29 protein-coding genes are annotated in these 22,281 nt (G+C 35.8%); 10 read left to right on the forward strand and 19 right to left on the reverse strand.

The features are described from left to right. Positions 1–3: 3 nt before the first annotated feature. Positions 4–1,515 (forward strand): helix-hairpin-helix domain-containing protein, encoded by a 1,512-nt coding sequence (locus ACMA47_RS06035; protein WP_413929073.1) that lies wholly within the window; start codon positions 4–6, stop codon positions 1,513–1,515. A gap of 144 nt (positions 1,516–1,659) precedes the next feature. Here the strand turns inward: ACMA47_RS06035 and ACMA47_RS06040 are convergent, their stop codons facing one another. From ACMA47_RS06040 to ACMA47_RS06070, 7 genes are all read right to left on the reverse strand, one after another. Then, complete coding sequence (locus ACMA47_RS06040; RefSeq protein ID WP_413929074.1) at positions 1,660–2,100, reverse strand: GNAT family N-acetyltransferase; 441 nt, start codon at positions 2,098–2,100, stop codon at positions 1,660–1,662. Positions 2,101–2,118: 18 nt separating this feature from the next. Beyond that, the gene (locus tag ACMA47_RS06045) at positions 2,119–2,454 is read right to left on the reverse strand and encodes a hypothetical protein (protein WP_413929075.1); all 336 of its coding nucleotides are present in this window, start codon (positions 2,452–2,454) and stop codon (positions 2,119–2,121) included. Between the two features lie 388 nt (positions 2,455–2,842). After that, positions 2,843–4,042, reverse strand: coding sequence for a tyrosine--tRNA ligase (gene tyrS / locus ACMA47_RS06050; protein WP_413929076.1), 1,200 nt, complete (start codon positions 4,040–4,042; stop codon positions 2,843–2,845). A gap of 480 nt (positions 4,043–4,522) precedes the next feature. After that, entirely contained in the window at positions 4,523–5,113 is a 591-nt protein-coding gene (locus ACMA47_RS06055; RefSeq protein WP_413929077.1) for an NAD(P)H-dependent oxidoreductase, read from the reverse strand. A gap of 75 nt (positions 5,114–5,188) precedes the next feature. Then, on the reverse strand, positions 5,189–6,007 hold the full coding sequence (locus ACMA47_RS06060) for a helix-turn-helix domain-containing protein (protein ID WP_413929078.1): 819 nt from the start codon (positions 6,005–6,007) through the stop codon (positions 5,189–5,191). Between the two features lie 11 nt (positions 6,008–6,018). Next, positions 6,019–6,513, reverse strand: coding sequence for a GNAT family N-acetyltransferase (locus ACMA47_RS06065; protein ID WP_413929079.1), 495 nt, complete (start codon positions 6,511–6,513; stop codon positions 6,019–6,021). After that, positions 6,491–7,111 carry a TetR/AcrR family transcriptional regulator gene (locus tag ACMA47_RS06070; RefSeq protein WP_413929080.1) on the reverse strand — a complete coding sequence of 207 codons (621 nt, stop codon included), beginning with the start codon at positions 7,109–7,111 and terminating at the stop codon, positions 6,491–6,493. The genes ACMA47_RS06065 and ACMA47_RS06070 overlap by 23 nt, the downstream gene beginning before the upstream one ends. 233 nt (positions 7,112–7,344) lie before the next feature. Between ACMA47_RS06070 and ACMA47_RS06075 the strand changes: the two genes are divergently transcribed. Next, positions 7,345–7,701, forward strand: coding sequence for a hypothetical protein (locus tag ACMA47_RS06075; protein ID WP_413929081.1), 357 nt, complete (start codon positions 7,345–7,347; stop codon positions 7,699–7,701). A gap of 165 nt (positions 7,702–7,866) precedes the next feature. Here the strand turns inward: ACMA47_RS06075 and ACMA47_RS06080 are convergent, their stop codons facing one another. Both ACMA47_RS06080 and ACMA47_RS06085 read right to left on the reverse strand, forming a co-directional pair. Continuing rightward, on the reverse strand, positions 7,867–8,490 hold the full coding sequence (locus ACMA47_RS06080; RefSeq protein ID WP_413929082.1) for a hypothetical protein: 624 nt from the start codon (positions 8,488–8,490) through the stop codon (positions 7,867–7,869). A 94-nt stretch (positions 8,491–8,584) separates the two neighbouring features. Next, entirely contained in the window at positions 8,585–8,965 is a 381-nt protein-coding gene (locus ACMA47_RS06085; RefSeq protein ID WP_413929083.1) for a VOC family protein, read from the reverse strand. Between the two features lie 203 nt (positions 8,966–9,168). Between ACMA47_RS06085 and ACMA47_RS06090 the strand changes: the two genes are divergently transcribed. Further along, positions 9,169–9,732: a TetR/AcrR family transcriptional regulator gene (locus ACMA47_RS06090; protein WP_413929084.1), complete on the forward strand. Its 564-nt coding sequence runs from the start codon at positions 9,169–9,171 to the stop codon at positions 9,730–9,732. A gap of 54 nt (positions 9,733–9,786) precedes the next feature. After that, positions 9,787–11,178: an MFS transporter gene (locus ACMA47_RS06095; RefSeq protein WP_413929085.1), complete on the forward strand. Its 1,392-nt coding sequence runs from the start codon at positions 9,787–9,789 to the stop codon at positions 11,176–11,178. Between the two features lie 20 nt (positions 11,179–11,198). Here ACMA47_RS06095 and ACMA47_RS06100 read toward each other — a convergent pair whose 3' ends face one another. The 10 genes from ACMA47_RS06100 to ACMA47_RS06145 all read right to left on the reverse strand — a co-directional run bounded on the left by ACMA47_RS06100 (position 11,199) and on the right by ACMA47_RS06145 (position 18,384). After that, positions 11,199–12,296, reverse strand: a complete 1,098-nt coding sequence (locus ACMA47_RS06100) for a serine hydrolase domain-containing protein (protein WP_413929086.1) — start codon at positions 12,294–12,296, stop codon at positions 11,199–11,201. A gap of 108 nt (positions 12,297–12,404) precedes the next feature. Then, a complete protein-coding gene (locus tag ACMA47_RS06105; protein WP_413929087.1) occupies positions 12,405–13,136 on the reverse strand; it encodes a class I SAM-dependent methyltransferase in 732 nt (243 codons plus the stop codon). A 183-nt stretch (positions 13,137–13,319) separates the two neighbouring features. After that, positions 13,320–13,733 (reverse strand): SRPBCC family protein, encoded by a 414-nt coding sequence (locus tag ACMA47_RS06110; protein WP_306595022.1) that lies wholly within the window; start codon positions 13,731–13,733, stop codon positions 13,320–13,322. A gap of 3 nt (positions 13,734–13,736) precedes the next feature. Then, a complete protein-coding gene (locus tag ACMA47_RS06115) occupies positions 13,737–14,240 on the reverse strand; it encodes an SRPBCC family protein (RefSeq protein ID WP_413929088.1) in 504 nt (167 codons plus the stop codon). 36 nt (positions 14,241–14,276) lie between these two features. After that, on the reverse strand, positions 14,277–14,597 hold the full coding sequence (locus tag ACMA47_RS06120; RefSeq protein ID WP_047378845.1) for an ArsR/SmtB family transcription factor: 321 nt from the start codon (positions 14,595–14,597) through the stop codon (positions 14,277–14,279). A 162-nt stretch (positions 14,598–14,759) separates the two neighbouring features. After that, positions 14,760–14,960 (reverse strand): YqaE/Pmp3 family membrane protein, encoded by a 201-nt coding sequence (locus ACMA47_RS06125; protein ID WP_202967943.1) that lies wholly within the window; start codon positions 14,958–14,960, stop codon positions 14,760–14,762. Between the two features lie 27 nt (positions 14,961–14,987). Beyond that, on the reverse strand, positions 14,988–15,371 hold the full coding sequence (locus tag ACMA47_RS06130; protein ID WP_413929089.1) for a tetratricopeptide repeat protein: 384 nt from the start codon (positions 15,369–15,371) through the stop codon (positions 14,988–14,990). Between the two features lie 51 nt (positions 15,372–15,422). Beyond that, positions 15,423–15,842 carry a DUF1801 domain-containing protein gene (locus tag ACMA47_RS06135; RefSeq protein WP_413929090.1) on the reverse strand — a complete coding sequence of 140 codons (420 nt, stop codon included), beginning with the start codon at positions 15,840–15,842 and terminating at the stop codon, positions 15,423–15,425. 93 nt (positions 15,843–15,935) lie between these two features. Next, positions 15,936–16,349, reverse strand: a complete 414-nt coding sequence (locus ACMA47_RS06140) for a hypothetical protein (protein ID WP_413929091.1) — start codon at positions 16,347–16,349, stop codon at positions 15,936–15,938. 16 nt (positions 16,350–16,365) lie between these two features. Further along, positions 16,366–18,384, reverse strand: coding sequence for a M3 family metallopeptidase (locus tag ACMA47_RS06145; RefSeq protein WP_413929092.1), 2,019 nt, complete (start codon positions 18,382–18,384; stop codon positions 16,366–16,368). A gap of 213 nt (positions 18,385–18,597) precedes the next feature. On the opposite strand from ACMA47_RS06145, the gene ACMA47_RS06150 reads away from it, so the two are divergent. The 6 genes from ACMA47_RS06150 (at position 18,598) to rimM (ending at position 22,188) form a co-directional block, all read left to right on the forward strand. Then, positions 18,598–19,128, forward strand: coding sequence for an SRPBCC family protein (locus tag ACMA47_RS06150; protein WP_034698988.1), 531 nt, complete (start codon positions 18,598–18,600; stop codon positions 19,126–19,128). Positions 19,129–19,277: 149 nt separating this feature from the next. Continuing rightward, the gene (locus tag ACMA47_RS06155; protein ID WP_047420780.1) at positions 19,278–19,727 is read left to right on the forward strand and encodes a hypothetical protein; all 450 of its coding nucleotides are present in this window, start codon (positions 19,278–19,280) and stop codon (positions 19,725–19,727) included. Positions 19,728–19,852: 125 nt separating this feature from the next. Continuing rightward, positions 19,853–20,362: a nitroreductase gene (locus ACMA47_RS06160; protein WP_413929093.1), complete on the forward strand. Its 510-nt coding sequence runs from the start codon at positions 19,853–19,855 to the stop codon at positions 20,360–20,362. Then, on the forward strand, positions 20,363–20,947 hold the full coding sequence (locus ACMA47_RS06165) for a hypothetical protein (protein ID WP_413929094.1): 585 nt from the start codon (positions 20,363–20,365) through the stop codon (positions 20,945–20,947). A 117-nt stretch (positions 20,948–21,064) separates the two neighbouring features. After that, positions 21,065–21,631: a 30S ribosomal protein S16 gene (locus ACMA47_RS06170; RefSeq protein ID WP_413929095.1), complete on the forward strand. Its 567-nt coding sequence runs from the start codon at positions 21,065–21,067 to the stop codon at positions 21,629–21,631. A 14-nt stretch (positions 21,632–21,645) separates the two neighbouring features. Then, the gene (gene rimM, locus ACMA47_RS06175; protein ID WP_062673923.1) at positions 21,646–22,188 is read left to right on the forward strand and encodes a ribosome maturation factor RimM; all 543 of its coding nucleotides are present in this window, start codon (positions 21,646–21,648) and stop codon (positions 22,186–22,188) included. Positions 22,189–22,281: the final 93 nt, after the last annotated feature.

A 22,281-nucleotide genomic window follows, 5' to 3' on the forward strand; every position in this document is an offset into this window, starting at 1 on the left:
ACCATGAAAAAGACCATTAAAGTTGTTTCTGTTCTGGATGCAGCCAAATCCTATGAATATGTAGATGAAAACCCTATCAGGGGTGGAGTGAAAGATGTTTATTTTTCACCCGATAAAGACTATGTAGTCGCTTTCTACCGAAATCCACTGGATGAAGGACAGAAAGAAAGAATCATGAGAATTGTTTCTACCTATCTGCAAAGTATACAGAATGGCAATACTTCTGAATATTTTCTGAACGAAATATTCAGATGGCCTTATGATATTGTTGAAAGAAATAAACTCACAGGAATTGTAGTTCCTGTTTATCACCATAAATTTTATTTTGCCAAAGGCTATATTGGTTCAGATAACATCCAGGGACAGGATAAAGTGGGAAAATGGTTTACCGCTCCCATGTTCAGGAATCAGCAGTATCCTTTAAGACTGGATCAGTCAGAATTGGGAGATTGGCTGAGCTATTTCCAGATTGCTGTCAATATCAGCAGAGGCGTTAAAAAGCTGCATCAGATGGGCTTGGCACATTCCGATTTGTCTTATAACAATATTCTGGTAGACCCTGTTACAAAATCTGCCTGTATCATCGATATTGACGGTCTTGTGGTTCCCAAACTCTTTCCACCGGAAGTGATAGGAACTGCTGACTTCATTGCGCCCGAAGTGTTGAAAACACAACATTTGAAACTTCAGGATCCGAATAGGCATTTACCCAATCAAAAAACAGATCTGCATGCTCTTGCCGTTCTGATTTATATGTATCTGTTGAGAAGGCATCCGCTGCGTGGAGGAAAAATCTGGGATCTGGATTCCGAACAGGACGAAATTTTATCCATGGGAGAAAAAGCCATGTTTGTAGAACATCCGGAAAATAATTCCAATCATGTGAAGTCCGATCATCTCAGAAAATGGGATGCATTCTGGGGAGACCCTCAAAAGATTCCGTATACCGTTACAGGGCCGTATATTTCAGAATTGTTCAGAAAGACATTCATTGACGGATTACATGATCCTATCAGACGTCCCACCGCTAACGAATGGGAAACTGCCTTGTTGAAAACCGTAGATCTGATACAACCTTGCCAGAATTCCAATTGTACTGAAAAATGGTATGTTTTTGATAATACCAGCAATCCAAAATGCCCGTTTTGCGGAACACCTCATCAGGGAACACTTCCGGTATTAGATCTGTATTTCAGATTTGATGATGAGGTATGGAAGCCGGAAAACCATAGATTAATGGTGTATCATAATCAGTATCTGTTCAAATGGCACGTTTCACGAAAAGTGATAAGAAATGAAAATCTGACGATGCAGGATAAAATGCCAGTGGGATATTTTACATTCCATCAGGGAAAATGGGTATTGGTGAACCAAGGATTATCCGGTATGAAGGATGTCACAGAACAAAAAGAAATTCCACCAGGTTCTATGGTAGAGCTCACCGATGGTAAAAAAATACTGCTTTCCTCAGAAGAAGGCGGAAGATTAATCTACGTTACCATGGCGAATCAGTAACGCGTCATTGCGAACGTAGTGAAGCAATCTCATATTCTCAGATCTCGCAAATAATTGTGATCATTTGTGCTCATTTATTTGTGAGATTTGTGTTTAAATCAAAGGAAACATTCAACGGCTTTAGCCAAAACTTAAAAAAAGCATCTATTGCCTTTCCGTTTCCATAAAATAAGAATACTGATCCTCATCTACAATTCTGAATCCAAGACTTTGATAAAGATGTTGTGCTTTATTCGTTTTTAAAACAGTTAATGAAACCGTTTTTCCAGCTAATGAAGCTTCTTCTAAAATATCAGACAAAATCTTTTTTCCAAGCCCTTTGCCCTGTTGACTTGGATCAATCTGAAGTTGTAGCACCTCAATATTCGTAAACGTTCTGTTTACTTTTAACAGCCCGATGGGTTGATTGTTTAAAAAAATAATATGGGCTTTTTCAAACTGATACAGAACTCTTTGCAGGGTTGTTTCTCTGTCAGTAGAAAGTCCCGAAGTTTCATAATGGGGATTCATGGTTTTCATTCTGAGATTGAGAAGAAAATCGATATCATTTTCATCAGCTTGTTTATAATGCAGGTCAGGATTCATATTCAAAAATTAGAGTTTTTACTTTAATGCAATTTTCAGTCCCATTTCTTCTTTCATGTACAGCAAAACTTCTGCATTTCCTCTGGCATCATCTACCGGATTGTGCGTGTGTTCCGTCTTGCGGAGATGCTTCCATTGGGCAAAAGTATCTTTTTCCAGTCCGCAGTACAGATCAGAAAGTCTTCGGGAAGAAAAGCCAAAAGGATTCCTTCCGATAAAATGATGAAAATACCAGCAGATAAACATCCAGTCGAAACCATTATTATCACTGATGAATATAGGTCTGCCTTTGGAATGGGTTGTAATCCATTCTTCAAAAGCAAGCATTACAGCTTCAGGATCATCAAAATTCATTGTTTCTTCCCTGCTGAAACCGGAAACTGCTAAAGCATCAGGATTGAACTTCTCAGAAACAGGCTTTAATTTCCATAAAAAGTAGTATCCAGTTCCTCATTCACGAGTACTGCTCCGAAGCAGATCATTGAAAAATCACCGGGAATCGGGCCGTCCGACTCTATGTCAACCATAATGTAGCTCATTGGAAATAGTTTTTAGCGGAACGAAGATATTGAAATAAGCTGAGAGATGGAAGATGGAGGAGGGAAGCTGGAAGTTATTTTTGTTTGTAAAGAGCTCTTTTGTCTTTTAATTTAAAAGCTCTTTTCAAAAATATCTCAATCAAAAAACTTAATAAGTTCATCGTCTGACAAAACTTCCATCCTCCAGCTCCCATCCTCCATCTTTATACTAACTCAAAAAAGCCCCTTCTCCCAATTTTTATTTTCGTTTGAGGGATTAGTTCCATTTCTTCATTTGAGTCCGTTATTTTGAGGGTATTGATCTGAACGCCTCCATTCTCAATTAATCTCCGGATGGCCGATTTGCTGAGATCATTTTTAAGCTGATGACACAGTTCAACGAGGGAAATTCTGTTCTCCATACTTTTCAATGAACCGATAGCCACAGGCTCATACGCTTTCTCTTCAAAATTTTTATTCTGAAACTGGTTGATAAAAAACTGTTCCGCATTTTCCGCTGAAGCAGGATCGTGGTATTGACTGATAATATTCTTGGCAATCAGCTTCTTAATATCCATTGGATTTTCCCCTTGTTGTATTCTGGAAAAAAGAGCTGTTTTTTCTTCCATAGAAAAATCTGTAGTCAGGTTAATAAATTCTTCAATCAAAGCATCTGGAATAGACATGGTTTTCCCAAACATTTCATTGGGTTCGTCCGTCAATCCGATAATATTGTTTAGAGATTTGCTCATTTTTTCCTTTCCGTCAAGCCCTCTCAGCAATGGCATGCACATCACAATCTGAGCCGGCATTTGATGTACTTCCTGAAGCTGTCTTCCCATGGTACAGTTGAAGAGTTGGTCTGTACCACCCATTTCAATATCACATGCTATTTTTACAGAATCAAAACCCTGAAGAATCGGATATACCAATTCATGCATGGCAATAGGCGTATTTTCTGTGAATCTTTTATTGAAATCATTTCGGTGCATCAATTGAGCCACGGTCACCTTTGAAAGCAGCTGGATGACCTCAGAAAAATCAAGGGAATCCAGCCAGTCAGAATTGAAAACAATCTTCGTCTTCTCTACATCAATTACTTTGGAAAGCTGGTTGATATAAGTTTGGGCATTATGCTGAACATCCTCAGCACTCAATGGTTTTCTGGCTTTATTTTTTCCGGTGGGATCGCCAATCCTTGCTGTAAAGCTTCCTACAACAATAATGATCTGATGGCCCAGATTCTGAAACTGTTTTAGTTTTTTTAAGACCACTGCATGTCCCAGATGAAGATCCGGAGCGGTGGGATCAAACCCAAGTTTGATGGAAAGTTTTCTGTTTTCCTTTTCGGCTTGGGCCAGTTTTTCTTCCAAACCGTTTTCAGGCAGGATGATAGCCACATTTTCTTGTAATGGATGAATCATGTTGAATAGTTTTAAAATGAAAAAAGCCCGGACAGGTACTGTCCGGGCTCTATATATACGTTAGATTATTTTATTGGATTACAGATATAGAAAGTCTTCCCGAACGATAGCCCGGTGTATAATATTCACTGAAGAATGGAAGACGTAATATACTGTTCAGATGTTTCATTGTAGGGTAAATATACAGGAATTTCCTGAAGATCCAATATTTAAACCATTAAGACGCATTGTAGGGTTATAACAAGATTTGTTTTAAAAGAAAAACTTAACCATCCATCAATCTTAATGGCTTAAAATAATGGTTCAAAACAATTTTACTTGCGGTGTTTGAAGCTAATTTCATGCCATAAATCCCTTAAAAATAAAATACAGGATAAAGATGTAAAAACTGTATTTTATTATTTTCTTTGTCACTCGATAAGAAGTCTGTAAAATAGGGATGATTCTCTGTTTTTCAGTATATGTTTTCATGGAATAAAATTAATAATTGAATACATGTTCAGTGTATAAATTTTTAATCTGATCTTTCCAGATTTCCAGATCTTCAGGAGAAGCTTTATCTGCTTTATCAAAAAATAAATGCCTGATAATTTCAAGCCCGGAGTAGATGAAAATACCATTGTCAGAAGTCAGTGTAAGTGCTTTATCCATTCCCATTTTTTCATATTCTTCATGAGATTTTCCATGGGTATTGATAATAATGGTCTTTTTACCTTTCAGAAGCCCTTTCTGTATGCCCTGGTCATATCGGTAAGCAAAGCCATAACTGAAAACACGGTCTATATATCCCTTCATCATAGCAGGAAGTCCTGTCCACCAGATAGGGTAGATAAAAGTAATCTGCTCTGCCCACGAAATATGATCCTGTTCGGTTTTTACATCATCTGATATTGTTCCCATACGCTGTCCCTGCATATCATTCAAAGAAAGAATAGGATCGAAACCGATTTTATAAAGATCTCTCACAATAATTTCTTCGTTACGGGATTGAAGGGTTTCAACAACAGTATTTAAAAGATGATGATTTAAGCTGTTTTCATTAGGATGCGCGTAAATGATTAAATGTCTCATTGTTTTGATTGTTAAGATTAATGAGACAAATGTAGTGTGACCTGCTTTTCAAAAATTGTAAGAAAACGAAACGGACTATTTCGATTTTGGATTGCAGATTTCCTGCTGGAATTTTAAATACTGAGCCGGTGAGATGTTGATAAAATGCTTGAAATCATGGATGAGCTGGCTCTGATCATAGTAACCACATTCATCGATCACCGTAAACCATTTGACCTGATTTTGTTTTTCAGTTTCTTTTTCGATGAGTTGTATTGCTTTTAAAAAACGGTTGTAGCGGTTGAGTTCTTTTAAAGAATAGCCAAACTGTTCTTTCTGCTTTCGCTGGATGTTTCTTTCCGTCTGGTGGATTTGCTCTGCAATGACTTTCACCGGATTTAAAAGATCGTTCTCAAAATTGCTCAAAAGCTGGCTGGTGATATCCCGATCCTGCAGATAAGGTTTACAGAATTCAAGAATATGATTTACCTGTTTTGTGACTGAATCTAATCGGGTAAGCTGATGCCAAAGGTCTGTAAAACAATTATCTTCCAGCAATTCATCCGGATGCCTTACCAATTGTTCAATGGATATTTTTCCAAAAAATCTGAAAAATGCATCATCTTTAAAATTAGCAACGAGAATAGAACATCCTGCAGGAAGTGTATATTCAAAGGCTTGTCTTACAGGTCCGAACACCATACATTTATCAACACTTATGATGGTCTTTTCCCGGGTAGACATGGTAGCATTTTCTCCAAAACAAAATAACAGAATCGTCTGATAAGTGGGTAAAAGCGTTTTGGTAATCAAGGATTCAGAAGTATTTTCAGCAAAGTAAAAATGAGTAAATACGTTTTCAAATTCCTTAGGAACTGAAATTCTGTATTCATAATATTCCGGGAGTGATTCCATAGGTCTGAAAATTAAATGATGAAGTTTTTTACCATTTTATAATTGGTCATAACAATTCCTTTTACAAGAACAGTCTGTTCCTGAACCACATGAAATCCCATTTTTTCAAAAAAAGGTCTGGCTGTTTTGCTGACGTCAGCCATAAGTTTTTTCTCATGATTCAGCAAAGCTTCTTTTTCAATCTGATGGTAAAGCAGGGTTGCAATTCCTCTATGCTGAAAATCTTTGTGTACAAAAAGCAGATCAATATAATTTCCCTGATCGAGCGTACAGAAACCTGCTATTTTATTCTCTATGACAGCTACAACAACGTATTGATCTCTGATCACTTGCCTCCACCTTTCTTCGTTCTCGGCACCGGATTTCCAGGCTTCGAGCTGTTGAAGATCATAATCTTTTTTGCACACTTCATCTATTGTTGCCGTAAACAGCTGCAGCATTTCCGGGAGATCATCGTAAATTCCTTTTCGGATGATGGCATGATTATCTGATGTATTGCTGTTCATAAAGTTTTTGCTGTTCTTTATTGAGAAGCGGATAGAAAAGATTCATTTGTAACAGCGTATAATGCTGAATGGCTTCTTTTGGATTGAGTTTCAAAATAAGCCTGTTATGGGTAAGCCAGTTGTCGGCAATGATAAAAATTTGCTCAACAAGACCATCTATAATAAAATGAGGTACATCTTTCAGAAATATATCGTTCTTCTGAAGATCTGAAAAGATCATTTGAAATTCCTCTTTTCTGCTGAAATTAATCCCTTCATAATTGGCTTTGATGTCAGGATTCCGGTTCAGAATATCTATAAAATTGATGAATATAAAACGGTAAGAATAAAAAATTTCACAGGTAGAATAGGTAAATTGATAAAGATCTTCCAGGCTTTTATTTTCCTTTTTTTTCATCTGGTTCAGCAGCTCATCCATTTCCAGGGTAAGCTCTGAGAAAAGGATTGTAATGATATCTTCAGAGTGCTTGAAATGATAATGCAGGTTTCCCGCACTGATATGAAGTTCAGCCGCAATATGCCTTGTGGTAATATTGTTGTACCCTTTATCATTAAATAATTCCAGTGCTTTAGACAGAATTTTATCCTTGGTCTTCATAACCCAAAGATAAGAATATCAGAGTGGATATAAATCATATTTTTAAAATTAGAACAATTGTTCTAATTTAATATCTTTGCAGTATCAAATCTTATGACAATGGAAGGTAAACAGAAATTCAATTATGAATCAGCTGAAAATACTGATCAAGAAAATAAAACAGATCCTCAGGAGGTTATATCAAAAATACTGCAGATCATTCTCGGAGTAATAATGGCTGTTTTGCATATGTGATGAAAAAAAGAATTTCCTTTTGGTTCATGCTGGGACTGGCAATATGGGGAATTATTATTCTGCTGAGAAGAAACGGAATTATTATTCCCATTATCAATGACCATTTTACAGATTGTATTACAATTCCCATGTATTGTTATCTGATAGAATATATCATGAATGGGATTCTGGGATATCAATGGAAACCTGATTTGAAGTTTGTATTGACCTCAGTGCTGTATCTCTCTTTTTTGTTTGACGTGATCTGTCCGAAACTTTCTAACCATTTTACTGCAGATTTTTTTGATGTGCTGGCTTATTTTGCAGGAGGAATGGTGTATTATTTTCTTGCTGTCAGGTGTTCGCTGGTAAAATAATAAAAAGCCAGCAGTTCCACATCGTAAAAGGTGACTGCTGGCTGTGTTATAGTTTTTATCCTGGTTCAATAATTATTCCTGCTGCATTTTGTGCAGCAGTTTTCTTTCGGTTATGTATAAAAGACAATTATTGAATGCAAGATGTTACATGGAACGTAAATTTTTTTATTCCTGCTCAAGCTTGATGATAGAACCTTTGTAAAACCTGGTCAGATCATAGAGATCGGTAAAATAATGCTGAAGATCGGGAATGATGCTGGGATCAAAATCTTTCAAACCACATTGGTCTTCTGCCAGGAGGTACAAAGACTGGTTATCCGGTTTCAGATATTCACAAAGGATATTATCCGGATGCTGTTGTCTGTTGATCATCTCTGTAAGAAATATTCCGTAGATCAGAAACTGATTGAAATTTTTGGAATCCACAATATAATTCATATCCTGTTTCAGAAGCTTTTCATAATCTGAAAGAATCTGAAGGAAATTTTCGGCATGAACGTTTGTTGGGATTTCATAAAAAAGATCAATACCGTTGATGAAAAGCTGTGTTTTGGTCTCCTCATGATCTGAAGAATAGACTTTATGAAACCATTGAAAAATAAGCAAAAGTTCTTCCTGTGTAAGTTCTTCAACGGAATCCTTGATTTTTTCTTTAATCGTTTCAAGGGTATTTTTTGCTTCAGGCTGAAGAAATTTCAGAATATTTTCTTCTTCACGGCTCAACTTATTGTACAAATTAATTTTGGCAACAGTTGGATTGGTCTTGATGAAATAAAGTTCTTCCGCCATAGTTCTTTACCCAATTAGATTTCAAATGGTTGTTTAAATATACAAAATATGCACTAAATCTATAAAAAAAAATAATATGCAATGAATGGCATGGCTATTTTACTGTTTCATGAATGGCAATTCTGTTTCCTTCCGAGTCTTCCAACTCTGCTACGGCAAATCCGTATTTTTCATCAATTCTTTTGGAATAAAGAACCGAACCTCCATTTTGAACAGCTTTTTCCAATGTTCTGTCAATATTTTCTGTTTTAAAATAGATAATGACTCCATTTTTAGAAGGTTTGTAGACATCACCCTTAGCCAAAGCTCCCGTAATACCAATGTTTTTTTCTTCAAAAGGAAATAAAGCCATTTCGTAGCTGTCTATAATTTCTTTTTCAAAACTAAAGTTGAAGACTGCAGAATAAAACTTTTCAGCACGTTCAAGATCATTCACAGGAATTTCAAAGTAGACAACAGGATTGGTAGATTTCATATTTTTTACAGGATTGATTTTCCGGGACTGACTGCAAGATACACCTATTAGCAATAAAAAGGTCAAAAAACAGGATAACAGTTTCATGATTTGAGAGTTTAAACGAGGGAATGATTTCCTGAATCTAAAATATAGTTTTTTATCTTAATTTAAAAATAGATAGACTTCTCTATTTTTTATTTACATTTGTAAAAATTTTCACGATGAAAAAGGAAAAAGTACGCGAAAGAATTATCAGGGTTGCTTCAGATTTGTTTTATAAGCAAGGATATAATTCTACGGGAATCAATCAGATTATTGCTGAGGCTGATATTGCGATTGGTTCTTTGTACAATCACTTTTCATCTAAAAATGATCTTCTTCAGTCTTATCTTATCAAAGAAGAATTGGATTGGTTCGAAGGATTTGAAAACAGTACATCCAAAATTTCAAACCCGAAAGAAAAGATTCTGGCGCTTATTGATTACAGAAAAAAGCTGCAGCAGACTTCAAAGTTTGCAGGATGTCACTTCATTAAAATTGTTTCCGAAATAGGAGAGGGCAATCCTTCTGTTTCCGGTTTTGCCAAACAGCATAAAGAAAAGCAAAAAGATTTAATCAAGACTCTTGTCAATGAATGTGCTGCAAAAGGTCAAATAGCTGATCCCGATTTAATACCAGAAAATATTTTCCTTTTAATAGAAGGAGCAGTTGTTACCTCTACTATCAACAGACAAAATGATTCTTTTGATCAGGTAAAAAAAATGGTACAGGGTTTATTACCCTAATTTTTTTAGTATTTAGAAAATAGATATATCTATATAAAAATGAAGTGTAAGTATTTGAAATTATTAGTGATATTGTTGGGTCAGTTGTTGACGATTATGGATATTTTTATCATTAATGTGTCCATACCTTCCATACAGCGTGATCTTCATGCATCTAACGGGGAAATGCAGTTTATGATTGCTGCTTATCTTATTGGTTTTGCTTCTTTGCTCATTACAGGAGGGCGATTGGGTGATTTGTACGGAAGAAAAAAGATGTACGTAATTGGGTTATTAGCTTTTATGATAAGTTCTGTTGCATGTGGATTTTCTGCAGGAGCATATCAGTTGGTTATGGCAAGATTTGTGCAGGGAATAAGTGCTGCTATAATGGCTCCTCAGGTACTTTCTATGATACAGATTCTGTTTCCTGATCATCAGGAACGTACCCAAGCGATGGGCTGGTACGGAATTACCATCGGAATAGGAACTGTTTTGGGGCAGTTTCTCGGAGGTTATTTTTCATCTCTGATGATTATAGAAGAATCCTGGAGGCTCATTTTTCTGATGAATATTCCCATATGTTTACCAGCCATTTTCCTTAGTTTAAGATTAGTAAACGAATCCAAAATGGATGTGAAACAGTCTTTTGATTGGAGTGGAGTTTTAATTCTTTCTGCAGGATTGTTCTGTGCTACTTATGCTTTAACCCTCTCTGAACATGAAGGATTTGATTTCAAAAATGTTTCATTAATGATTATTTCTGGTGGAATTTTATTCACTTTTATTAAAAATCAAAAGAAAAGAATCCAAAAGGAGAATGCGTATCTGATTGATTTTGAGTTATTCCGTTATAAAAATTTCAATCTCGGAATCATTGCCGTTTCCTTCTTTTTTATTATGCTGGATTCCTATTTTTATATTCTGTCACTTTTTTTTCAGGATGGTTTAAAGATCAGTCCATTAAAAGCAGGTGAGATTATTGTTTTTCAGGGATTGGGTTTTATTCTGGCTTCCGTTCTTTCAGTAAAACTGATTTTAAGATATGGAAAAAAAGCCCTGATGGCAGGACTTGGCTTTATTATTCTTATCCTTATACTCCAATTCTTTTTGTTTAGGACACAGATAGGTTTTCCTGCTTTTTGTCTGCTGTTGTTTTTACATGGCTTGGGAATTGGCTCTATCATTCCTTCCTTGGCTAATATAGCGATGTCGGGCATGTCTGAAAAGCTGATAGGAAATGCATCCGGTGTTTATAATACCTTTCAGCAGATTGCTGCTATTGTAGGAATTGTTGCTGTGGGAAGTGTTTTCTACTATTTTCTTGGAGAAAAGCCTGATGTACAACATTATCACCAGGCCTTCTCTGTTGCTTTGCTGATTAATATTTTCTGTCTGATTTTTGTAATGATCTGTATTTTTAAAGTTCCGGATCATGTTCTTCCTGAGGTGAAGACTAAGAAATAGAACAGATCTTGTTTTTAAGGTTATTTTGATGAGGTTTTCATTTCATGTAAAGTTGCTTTTGCTATATTTTTGATCACTTCAGTAGGCGAGTGGCAGTCACAGTTGCTGAGCCCAATGACATAAACATCTTCTGCAGGAATGTAAACTCCCATACTTTTAAATCCGAAGACACTTCCTCCATGCTCACGGTCAGGAATTCCATTGATGTCTTTCAAATGCCAACCGTAGCCATAAGTAAATTCTTCACCATTATTCAGTTTATATTTATGAAGAGCCTTTTGAGTTTCTCTTAAATCCAATATTAAATTTTGATTCAAAGCCTGCTGCCATTTCAGCATATCATCTACTGTGGACATCAGTGATCCGGAAGAGAATGGAACACTGAAACTGATGACTGTTTTATTCACAAATCCCTGTTCTTTTTTGTGATATCCGTAAGCTCTTTGAGGAATAACTTTTCTGTCAGAAGCATAATAAGAGTGGTTCATTCCTGCTTTCTCAAAGATATTTTTCTTAATAAAATCTTCATAAGAAGTTCCGGAAACAAGCTCAATGATATATCCCAATACCACATAGCCGGAATTGTTATAATCAAACTTTTCTCCGGGAGCGAAATCAACAGGTTCATTTTTGAAAAAATTCACCATTTCTTCCGGTTTCATTTCTTTTTGAGCAATGGAAGAGATAGACTTCATTTTGGTAAAATCTTTAATGCCTGAAGTATGCGTCAGAAGATGATGAATGGTGATCTTATCTCCGTTGGGATAATCTTTGATATATTGGGAAACGGGATCATTGACATTCAGTTTTCCCTGTTGCTCAAGCAGCAGAATAGCCACGGCGGTAAACTGTTTGGTCATTGAACCAATTTGAAAGACATTATCCGGTGTCATATTAACGTTAAGTTCAAGATTGGCTTTCCCAAATGCCTTCCGATAAAGATTTTTTCCGTTCTGACTAATGAGAAAAACACCGCCAGGCTCATTTTTATTCCCGAATTCAGTCTGGATAATACTGTCAATCTTCTTTTCATATCCTTTTGATAGTGTCTGAGCATGGGTTGTATTGCTTAAAAATGAAAGCAGAACAAGTGGGGTTATCAGTTTTTTAATAATCATATCTATGTATTTTGTTATACAAAGATATGATTTATTTTAATTACTATGTTATACAATATAGTAAGATGCATTTTATTTTTTAACACAATAAAATTGATTTTCTAAAAATTATTTCAATACAGAGATGAGTAACATCATTGGTCTGCGGAGTTCTTCTTTCATCTCCGGGATTTCTTTCAGCATTTCCTGGCTTGGCTCAGGTTCAATAACTTCTTTGAGGGTGAAGCCGTGTTTTAATAATGTATTTAAATAAGAAGTTAAAGTGCGATGGTATTTAATGACATTTTCCCCCAGAAAAGTCGTATTCCTTTTTCCTTCTATAAAATAACGGTCTACCGGCCAGCAGATTTTTTCACCATTTTTATCATATACCCAGTCCTGACCACCTTCTGCAGTGAATACAGGATGTTCTACTGAAAATACAAAAGATCCGTCCGGCGTAAGCCATTTATAAATATTTTGAGCAATGCTATCGAATGATTCTACATAATGTAATGTGAGAGAACTGAGTATGACATCAAATTTTTCAGCAGGATAATCCACTTCTTCCAGAGCTTTTCTTTCATATTGAATTCCAGGCAGATTATTGATTTCCATAGCTTTTGCCAGCATTCTTTCGGAAAGATCAATTCCTATCACTGATTCTGCTCCGTTTTCTATAGCAAAGCGACAATGCCAACCAAAGCCACAGCCAAGATCCAGAATGTTTTTCCCATGAAAATCCGGCAGCATATTTTTCAAAGTATGCCATTCTCCGGCTCCTTCCAAACCAATCTGAGAACGAAGCATTTTTTCATATTGGTCAAAAAATGAAGGATGGTCGTATTTATTTTCTTTCATAGCTTCAAAAAATTAAGGTTCTTAATGATCTATCCTTGTCAAGGTTTTAAACTCAGATCAGATTTTTCAGTTCATGAAATGTAAATTTACAATAATATCAGAGTTCAGAGATTTTTGATCCCTGAAAAATAAAAGCTGAATGTAAAACATCCAGCCTTATATCAATTCTTTATTGAAATATTTTTAATTAGCTTCCGCATACTTTTTGAAATTATCAAGGATAGCCTGCCAGCCACCTCTCTGCATGTCTTCAGGGTTCTCACTTTCCGGATCGAAAGCAACATCTACATTGGTGTAGCCATTATTTTCTTTAAAGTCAACGCGTACCTGTCTTCCGTCCGGCATGGTATACGTAAAGTTTTCCCCATCTTTTATTTCATTGTAAACAGCTTCAAAGTCGAAACCGAAACTTCCGTCTTTAGCTTCCATTCTTGCAGCATATTTTCCACCTACTTTCATATCATTGGAAGCAGATGGGCATTGCCATGAAGGATCAGCAAAGTTCCATTGAGTTATGTGTTCAGGATGGGTGTAATAATTCCATACTTTTTTTGCCTCTGCATTGATGGTAGCAGAAACTGTGATTTTGTGGCTCATTTTTTATGGTTTTAATGTTAATAGTAATTCGTCAAGTTTTTCAAGAGTTGCCATCATTCCCTGTTCCATTCCCATTTCGATAATGGTTTCCAGATCCGCTAAGGATTCATAGGTTACAATAGTTTCTACAAGGGTATTCTCATTTTTATCCGTGAAAGATACTACCCATTCTGCCTGGGGAAGATCTGTGTTGATTTCTCCCTTTTCATTGCAGAATGCATCGCTGGAAATATAAGAATCAATAGGATTGATCTTGTGATACCCAACCCAGCTCCAGTATTCTTTACCGCTAGGTTCTACCATTGCATAATGCCAGTGTCCGCCTTCACTGAATTCCATGGATTGTGTTTTGGTAGTGAATGGTTTTGGAGCGAACCAACGATCAAGAAGTTCACTTTTCGTGTAGCAATCCCAGACCAATTGTCGGTTGGCCATAAATTCACGTCTGATCGTTAAAGTGTTCTTTTCCTTATCCGCAAGGAAATCGAACTGAAGAAGATGTTTCATATTAATATTTTTATAGTTTGGTTGTTGTATTAAACTTTATTTCTGCTGGCTTTTCAGGGTTGCCAGTAACGTATCAAGCTGTTCGAAACGGCTTTCCCATATCTTTCTGAACTGTTCCAGCCAATGATCTATTTCTTTCATTTTATCAATTTCTAAAAAGTAATAAATTTCTCTTCCCTGATGATTTTGAGTCACCAGTTCACACTCAGTCAGAATTTTCAGATGTTTTGAAACGGCCTGTCTGGTGGTATCAAAATGCTCTGCTATGGCATTGGGTGTCATCGCCTGTACTGCGATAAGTGCAATAATTGCTCTTCGTGTAGGATCTGCTATAGCCTGAAAAATATCTCTTCTCATAGATGATGATTTTAAATGAAACCATATGGTTGCAAATATATACGCAACTTTTCGGTTTCGCAATTTTTTTTGATGAAATTTATAAATCAGAAACTGAAAAATAATAGATGATGTTTATTAATTGATTTTAAATCAGTTGTTTGTGGTAGGTTTGGGTAAGTTTTATCTTTTGTTTTCCCGCATGGCTTTGATCAAACGGTCATTTCTTTTGTCTGCTCTTTCATTATTTAAAGAGAGTACAGCCCAGATTGCCGCAGGAAGCCATCCAATCAGAGTGATCTGTAAAATAAGGCAGATAATTCCCGTGAAGACTTTTCCACGGACCATGAAAGATAAGAAAGGAAGTAAGATGGCTAATAACATGATTTTTCGTTTTTAGTTGAATTAATTTTAACGCGACTGAGGATCGAAATACGCTTTAAAAGTGAGAGGATCTTCCATTTTATCCTCCGCTTCTTCAAGATATTCCAAATACTCTTCCTGATGTTTCTCCATATAAACAAGCACAATGGCGAGGTTTACAAAAAGATTTTTGTCTTTAGAACCCAAATTTAATGCCGTTTTTAAATACTCCAATGCCTTCTCATTTTCTCCCATATCAGAGTAAATAGCACCAATATTGATTAAAGCTGAAGTATTTTCAGGCTCAATCAATAAAACTTCATCTAATTCTTTAACCAACAGATCATTTAAAGTATCCCAATGGTCTTCATTTTCCCATCTTTTAGCCTGAAGTTTTTTTACGTTTTCTAATCTTGTTGTTATCGTACTCATTATTTAGAATTACAGAATGGATGTTTACTTATAAGGTGCAAATTTAGCTTTTTACTCTTTAAGTCCATCCAGTATGGCAGCTTTCAGGATTTCAATGTTGATATCTTTCAATGTTTTGAATTTAATACAATATCCAGTGACGCTAGCTTTCCCTATTTTTTCTCCATAGGTTTTAGATAAATATGTTTTATCACCGATATTCATGATATAAACGGAGATGCCGGTGGTATTAGCGCTCATTCCAATCTGATAAAAATCTCTTGTTTTTCCGCCGGCATATTTCATGGCATACGATCCATATCCGATATTGGGATTGGAAATGGTTTTGTTTTCACTGTTTTTACCATCCAGAAACCACAGCTGGCAATCAGGCATGAGTTCGAGAATAATGTTGTGAAGTTCCTGCATATCATTACGCTTCAGTTCCGGCTGGCTGTTGATGTAGTCCTGAATTTGTTCTTGGGTGGTCATAGATCAGAAATTGATTTTTGAGATTATTGGGCAACTAATTTAAAACAAAAAAGAACAGCGATTACTGTTCTTTTTTATTATATTTTTCCTGATTTATTGAATCAGTTCTTTCATTGTTTTCTCTGTTTTCATCAGTTCACCTTGTGGAATCTGATGATGAAGATAAGTGAAAAGCAAATGGGTGACCCAGCTGTTTTCAATCTGATGAATGTAGTAAGAGCAGATCAGACCAAAATCATCCGAAATATAAGCCGGAAGATCTGAAGAACCGGTACTTCTGAATGTGGAAACAAAAATCTCCTTTCGGATATCACTTATTCTGTCTTCTGTTTCTTCATCAAAAGGCATTTCTTCAATCATCTGATATGCTTTCATCCATTCATCTGAAAACTCTGCAGAATCTCTGTTGTCAAGAATTTCATCAATCTTTTCTGAAGTAATATGGTCAAGAGCAGTTTTTAAAGATTGATTAAAAACTGCTTCCAGCATGTTAATTTTTTCTGTCATTATCTTAACGTATATCCTATCCAAATGCTCTTTTCAGTAAGCTTTCTACTTTTGGTTCACTGCCTCTGAAATTTTTGTAAAGCTCCATCGGATCTTTCGTTCCCCCTGAAGAAAGCAGTACTTTATATTTGGCTGCAATCTCAGGATTGAAGATTCCGTTTTCTTTGAAATATTGGAATGCATCAGCATCCAGAACTTCCGCCCATTTGTAAGAATAATATCCTGCGGAATATCCTCCCTGGAAAATGTGTGAGAAACTTGGACTCATTGCCGTTTCAGCGTTGGAAGGGTAAAGAGTGGTTGCTTTCGTATATTTATCTTCAAACTCTTTTACAGTCTCGTTTTCCAGTTCTGCCACTTTTGTATGATAGTTCATATCCAGAAGTCCAAAACCAAGTTGTCTTAAAGTCTGATATCCTTCCATGAAGTTTTTAGACTGTTCAATTTTTTCAATTTTTTCGTCAGGAAGTACTTCTCCGGTCTTATAATGTTTTGCAAACGTTTTTAAGAATTCCGGCTCATAGCAGAAGTTTTCCAGAAACTGTGACGGAAGTTCCACAAAATCCCATTTCACAGAAGTTCCGGAAAGAGTAGGATATTGAGTATCTGCCATCATGCCGTGAAGCGCATGCCCGAACTCGTGGAATAGAGTAGTCACCTCCTGGAAAGTCAGTAAGCTAGGCGTATCTTTTGTCGGTTTGCTGAAGTTGCAGACAATTGAAATATGCGGACGGGAATTTTCACCGTTTTGCTTGTACTGATTTTTGTAGCTGGTCATCCATGCACCGGCTCTTTTTCCTTTTCTTGGAAAATAATCAACGTATAAAAGAGATTTATAAATTCCATTCTCTTTTACTTCATATACTTTTACATCTTCGTGGTATTTCGGAATGTCATTTCTTTCTTCAAAAGTAAGTCCGAAAAGTTTCCCGGCCAGCCCGAATACAGCATCCTGTACCTGGTTTAATGGAAAATAAGGTTTCAATTCTTCATCATTAAGATCGAATTTCGCCTTACGAAGTTTTTCAGCATAGAATGCGTGGTCGTAGCCTTGCATGTCTTCAATTCCGTCAGCTTTTGCTAAAGCTTTTAATTCTTCAATTTCCTGATCTGCGTAAGGTTTTGCCTTGGTCAGAAGTTCATTTAAAAAATCTAAAACTTTTACCGGAGACTTAGCCATTCTTTCTTCCAATACAAAATCTGCATAGTTTTTATATCCGATAAGTTCTGCTTTCTGCTGTTTTAAATTCAGAAGCTCCTTAATCAGATTTTGGTTGTCAAATTCTCCACCATCGAAAGATTTTTTACCGTTTGCCAAAGCCAGTTCTTTTCTCAGTTCACGGTTTTCAGCATAGGTCATGAACGGAATATAACTTGGATACTGTAAAGTGACTACCCAGCCTTCAAGATTTCTTTCCTTTGCTTCTTCAGCATATTGATCAATGATTGCTTCCGGAATTCCTGCAAGATCTTCTTTATTGGTGATATGTTTAAAATAAGCATTGGTGGAAGCCAATACATTCTGCCCGAACTGTAAAGATTTTAAAGAAAGATCCATGCTGATTTTCTTTAATTTTTCTTTGTCTTCCTCATTCAATAAAGCTCCGCTTCTTACAAACCCCTTGTAGGTTTCATTCAAAAGCATTTCCTGCTCTTCGTTGAGATTATATTTTTCCTTTTCATCATATACTTTTTTGATTTTGTTGAAAAGGGCTTCGTTTTGAGAAATTTTTGAAGAATATTCTGTTAAAATTGGAGAAACGTCCTGGGCAATCTGCTGGATTTCATCGCTGGTTTCTGCAGAATTTAAATTGAAAAAAATATTGGAAACCACATCCAGTTGCTCTCCTGAATAAGCCAAGGCCTCAATTACGTTTTCGAAAGTAGGCGCTTCAGGATTGTTGACAATCGCATCAATTTCTGCTTCAGATTTTTGAATCAATTCTTTAAATGCAGGAAGATAATCTTCATTTTTAATGCTGTTGAAGGGAGCTGAATGATATGGTGTGTTAAATTTTTCTGTTAAAATATTCATTTTTTGATCTTTTTATATAAGGTAAATTTAATGATTCATAGGGAATCACAGCTGAAATGCTCAAAAATAATGCCTTACTGGCAAGTTATGACAAAAATACCTTATCTTTAATTAATCTTGTCATATGGAAAGAAGGAGTGATGTGGGAATATTTAATTTTGAGAACAGATTTAAAAGTCATCATTAAAATAAATAACCTTAAATATATAGACTATGAAAACACTCTTAAAAATTATCGGTATTATCATTGTACTGATCCTTATCTATGCTGTTATTGCCATACTGGCCTTCAGTAAAGATTATCACTATGAAAAATCTATTGTTATCAACGCACCACAGGAAAAAGTATGGGCTTATACAGGTAATCTAAAAGGATATAACCAGTGGGATCCTTTTTCCAAAGCTGATAAAAACATTGTCATTACCTATTCCGGAAACGGCGATAAAGTAGGAGATTCCTATCACTGGAAAGGAGATAAAAATGTAGGAGAGGGTGAACAGGCTATTACAGAACTGGTTCCCAACCAAAAAATGGGAACGAAACTTCATTTTATAGAACCTTTTGAAGGAGATATGAAAGCGAATTTCATTATGGCTCCTGAAGGAAGCGGAACGAAAGTGACCTGGATGATTGATAATGAGCTTACTCCTATGATGAAGATTATGAAGCCGATGATGAATGGCAATATGGATAAGATGTTCAGTCAGGGGCTGGGCGATCTGAAAAAACTTGCTGAAAAATAATAGGAAAGCCTTGTAAATCTTACAGGGCTTTTTTTATGAGAACCCTATTATTCGAATAAATCATATTTCCCTTTATTTTGTTAACGTTTTTGCATAAAGTCAAAGAAATATTATTCTAAAATATTATCTTTATATAAAGAATAGATTGTATGGAGAAGATTGTATTTGAAAAAAGTGATATCAGAGACTTTGTGAAGACCACCATCGCAGAGAAAATTGAAAAATTGAAAAACTTTATCGAATTTACCCTTGAAGCCAGCCGTGACATTAAAAAAACTCCGAAATATGATAGCATGAGAGAAGAAATGCAGGAGGAAATTTATCAGATGCAGCGACAACTAGGAGCTTTGAATGATCTTAAAAGAAATATGGCAAAAGTTTTAAATACGGCTACTGAAAGAGTACAGCTTGGTTCACTGGTCATTACCAATAAAGCCAGGTTTTATATTTCTGTGTCACTGGGAGAGTTCTTTTTTGAGGGAGACAGGTTCTACGCCATCTCTCCGGAAAGTCCCATGGCCAAAAAGATGATGGGCATGAAATCCGGTGATGAATTTACCTTAAACAAAATTCATCAGAAGGTGATAGAGGTTTTGTAAAAGTAAAAAGTAAAAAGTAAAAAGTAAAAAGTAAAAAGTACTTTTGATAAATCTCTATTAAACAGTCAAAGATTAAACTTCCTTCATTCTGATTCCTGCATCCATCTTTTTCGTAATTTTGTTACATGAATAATGCATCCATTTTAAAAGAAATTATAGAGCAAAGAAGAAGTATTTTCCCAAAAGATTATACAGACGCAGAAATATCTCAGGAAGTTTTGGAGGAGATTGTAAACTCTGCCACGTTTGCTCCCAACCATAAACGTACTAAGCCTTGGCGTTTCAAAATATTCAAAGCTGAAGAAAAAGCACAGCTTGCATCAGAAATGCAGGCTATCTATAAGACCGTTACTCCAGAACAGCTTTTCCTGGAAAAAAAATACAACGATATTGGTTTTAAAATCAATAAAGCAGATGTTGTGGTTTCCCTTGTGGTGAATTTCAGTGGAATGGTTCCGGAATGGGAAGAAATTGCCGCTACGTCAATGGCGGTTCAGAATATGTATCTTACCTGTACAGCAAATAATATCGGATGTTACTGGAGTTCTCCTAAAATTGTAGACGAGCTGAAAGACTCTCTGACCATTGAAGAAAACCAGAAATGTCTGGGATTATTTTATATGGGAACGGTATAGATGAAGAATATTTATAGAAATTATAATGAAGAAGATCTGCATGCTGCCTATCTTCATATGACTGATCATACTGGTAAAGTCAATGATGAATTGCGGGAAGCCATCAGTCAGAAATTCAATTATGATGAATTTGTAAAAGCAGCAGAATACAGGAAAGTTTTAGTCAAAGAAAAAGGGAGAATCTCATTTGAAGTACACAAAAGGGTGCAAAAGGGAGAAAAGATAGATACTATTCTGGAAACTATCTCTTCGGAAATGATCGGAAGCAGTGATTTAAAAGTTTTTATTCTGGATAAATTTGATCAGTTTTCAAAAGTCAAAGAAAATGATAAAATAGATGAAAAAATAATTTTTAAAAGTCTTTTAGGACTTGTAGCAGCTTCTGTTACCGGGCTTCTTTTTTTAAAGGCTGTGATGACATCTACAGGAGAGTTCTCATTTTTTCTGCTGGTACCAGTTTATATCATCAACTATCTGGTGATTTACGGGATTACAGGAAAAACGCGGGGTAATTTTGTAGTTTTTATGGCTGTTTTAATTTCCGTAATTATTTCAACAATATTTTCTTTTGCCCTGCTTGGTTAAAAAAATAAATTGAATTTTATAAAACTTTTTAGTTGGAGCTCTTTACTTCAAACTTTTTTACTATCTTTGCACTCTTAAATATTTAACTGGGACGAGTTCCCGTAAAATTCAAACATTATGTCAGTAAAAATCAGATTACAAAGACACGGTAAAAAAGGAAAACCTTTTTTCCACATCGTGGTTGCAGATTCTAGAGCTAGAAGAGATGGTAGATTCATCGAGAAACTAGGTACTTACAACCCAATTACTAACCCGGCAACTATCGAATTGAACGTTGATTCTGCTGTACAGTGGTTAAACAACGGTGCTCAGCCTACTGATACTGCTAGAGCTATTTTATCTTACAAAGGTGCTCTTTACAAAAAACACTTACAAGGTGGTGTAGCTAAAGGTGCTTTTGACGAAGCTGAAGCTGAAAAAAGATTCAATGCTTGGGTAGAAGCTAAAGATTCTAAAGTACAAGGTAAAGTAGATGGTTTAGCAACTGCTAAAGCTGATGCTAAGAAAGCTGCTTTAGAAGCTGAAGTAAAAGTAAACGAAGCTAGAGTTGCTGCTGCTGCACAAGCTGAAGCTGATGCTAAGGCTGCTGAAGAAGCTGCTAACGCACCTGCTGAAGAAGTTGTTGCTGAAGCTACAGAAGGAGAAGCTCCTGCTGCTGAAACTGAAGAAAACACTGAAGCTTAAGAACAAACCCTGTTATGCGTAAAGAAGATTGCTATTTTTTAGGAAAAATCACACGCAGACATGGACTTGCGGGTAACGTGATCCTTAAATTGGATACCGATCAACCCGAGCTTTACAATAAATTGGAATCAATATTCGTTGAAATCAACGGATTATTGGTTCCATTTTTTATTGAAAAATCATCATGGAGCAAACTGGATGCTCTGAATCTTGCATTCAAAAACTCTTCTGAGGCGATGGTAGATCAGGTGTTGGGTAAAAGTGTTTACCTTCCACTTGCTTCACTGCCTAAACTTTCAGGAAAACAATTCTATTACCACGAAATCATCGGATTTGAAATTTTTGATCAGAATGATAACAACTGTGGAGTGATCAGATCTGTAAACGATCAGACAGCTCAGGTGTATTTCATTACCAATCTGGATGGAAAAGAAGTGGTGATTCCTATGATCAAAGACTGGATTCTTGCAGTTGACAGGGAAGAAAGAACAATCAAAATGGAACTTCCTGAAGGTCTTATTGATGTATTTCTGGTTCCTTCGAAAAAAGACGAATAGTTTTGCAATAAGCAATAAGCAATAAGCAATAAGCAATAAGCAATAAGCAATAAGCTATTACTATTCTTTTTCACTTTTCTACATTACTCATTA

This window comes from Chryseobacterium sp. T20 (assembly GCF_047345655.1).
Classification (GTDB): Bacteria; Bacteroidota; Bacteroidia; order Flavobacteriales; family Weeksellaceae; genus Chryseobacterium.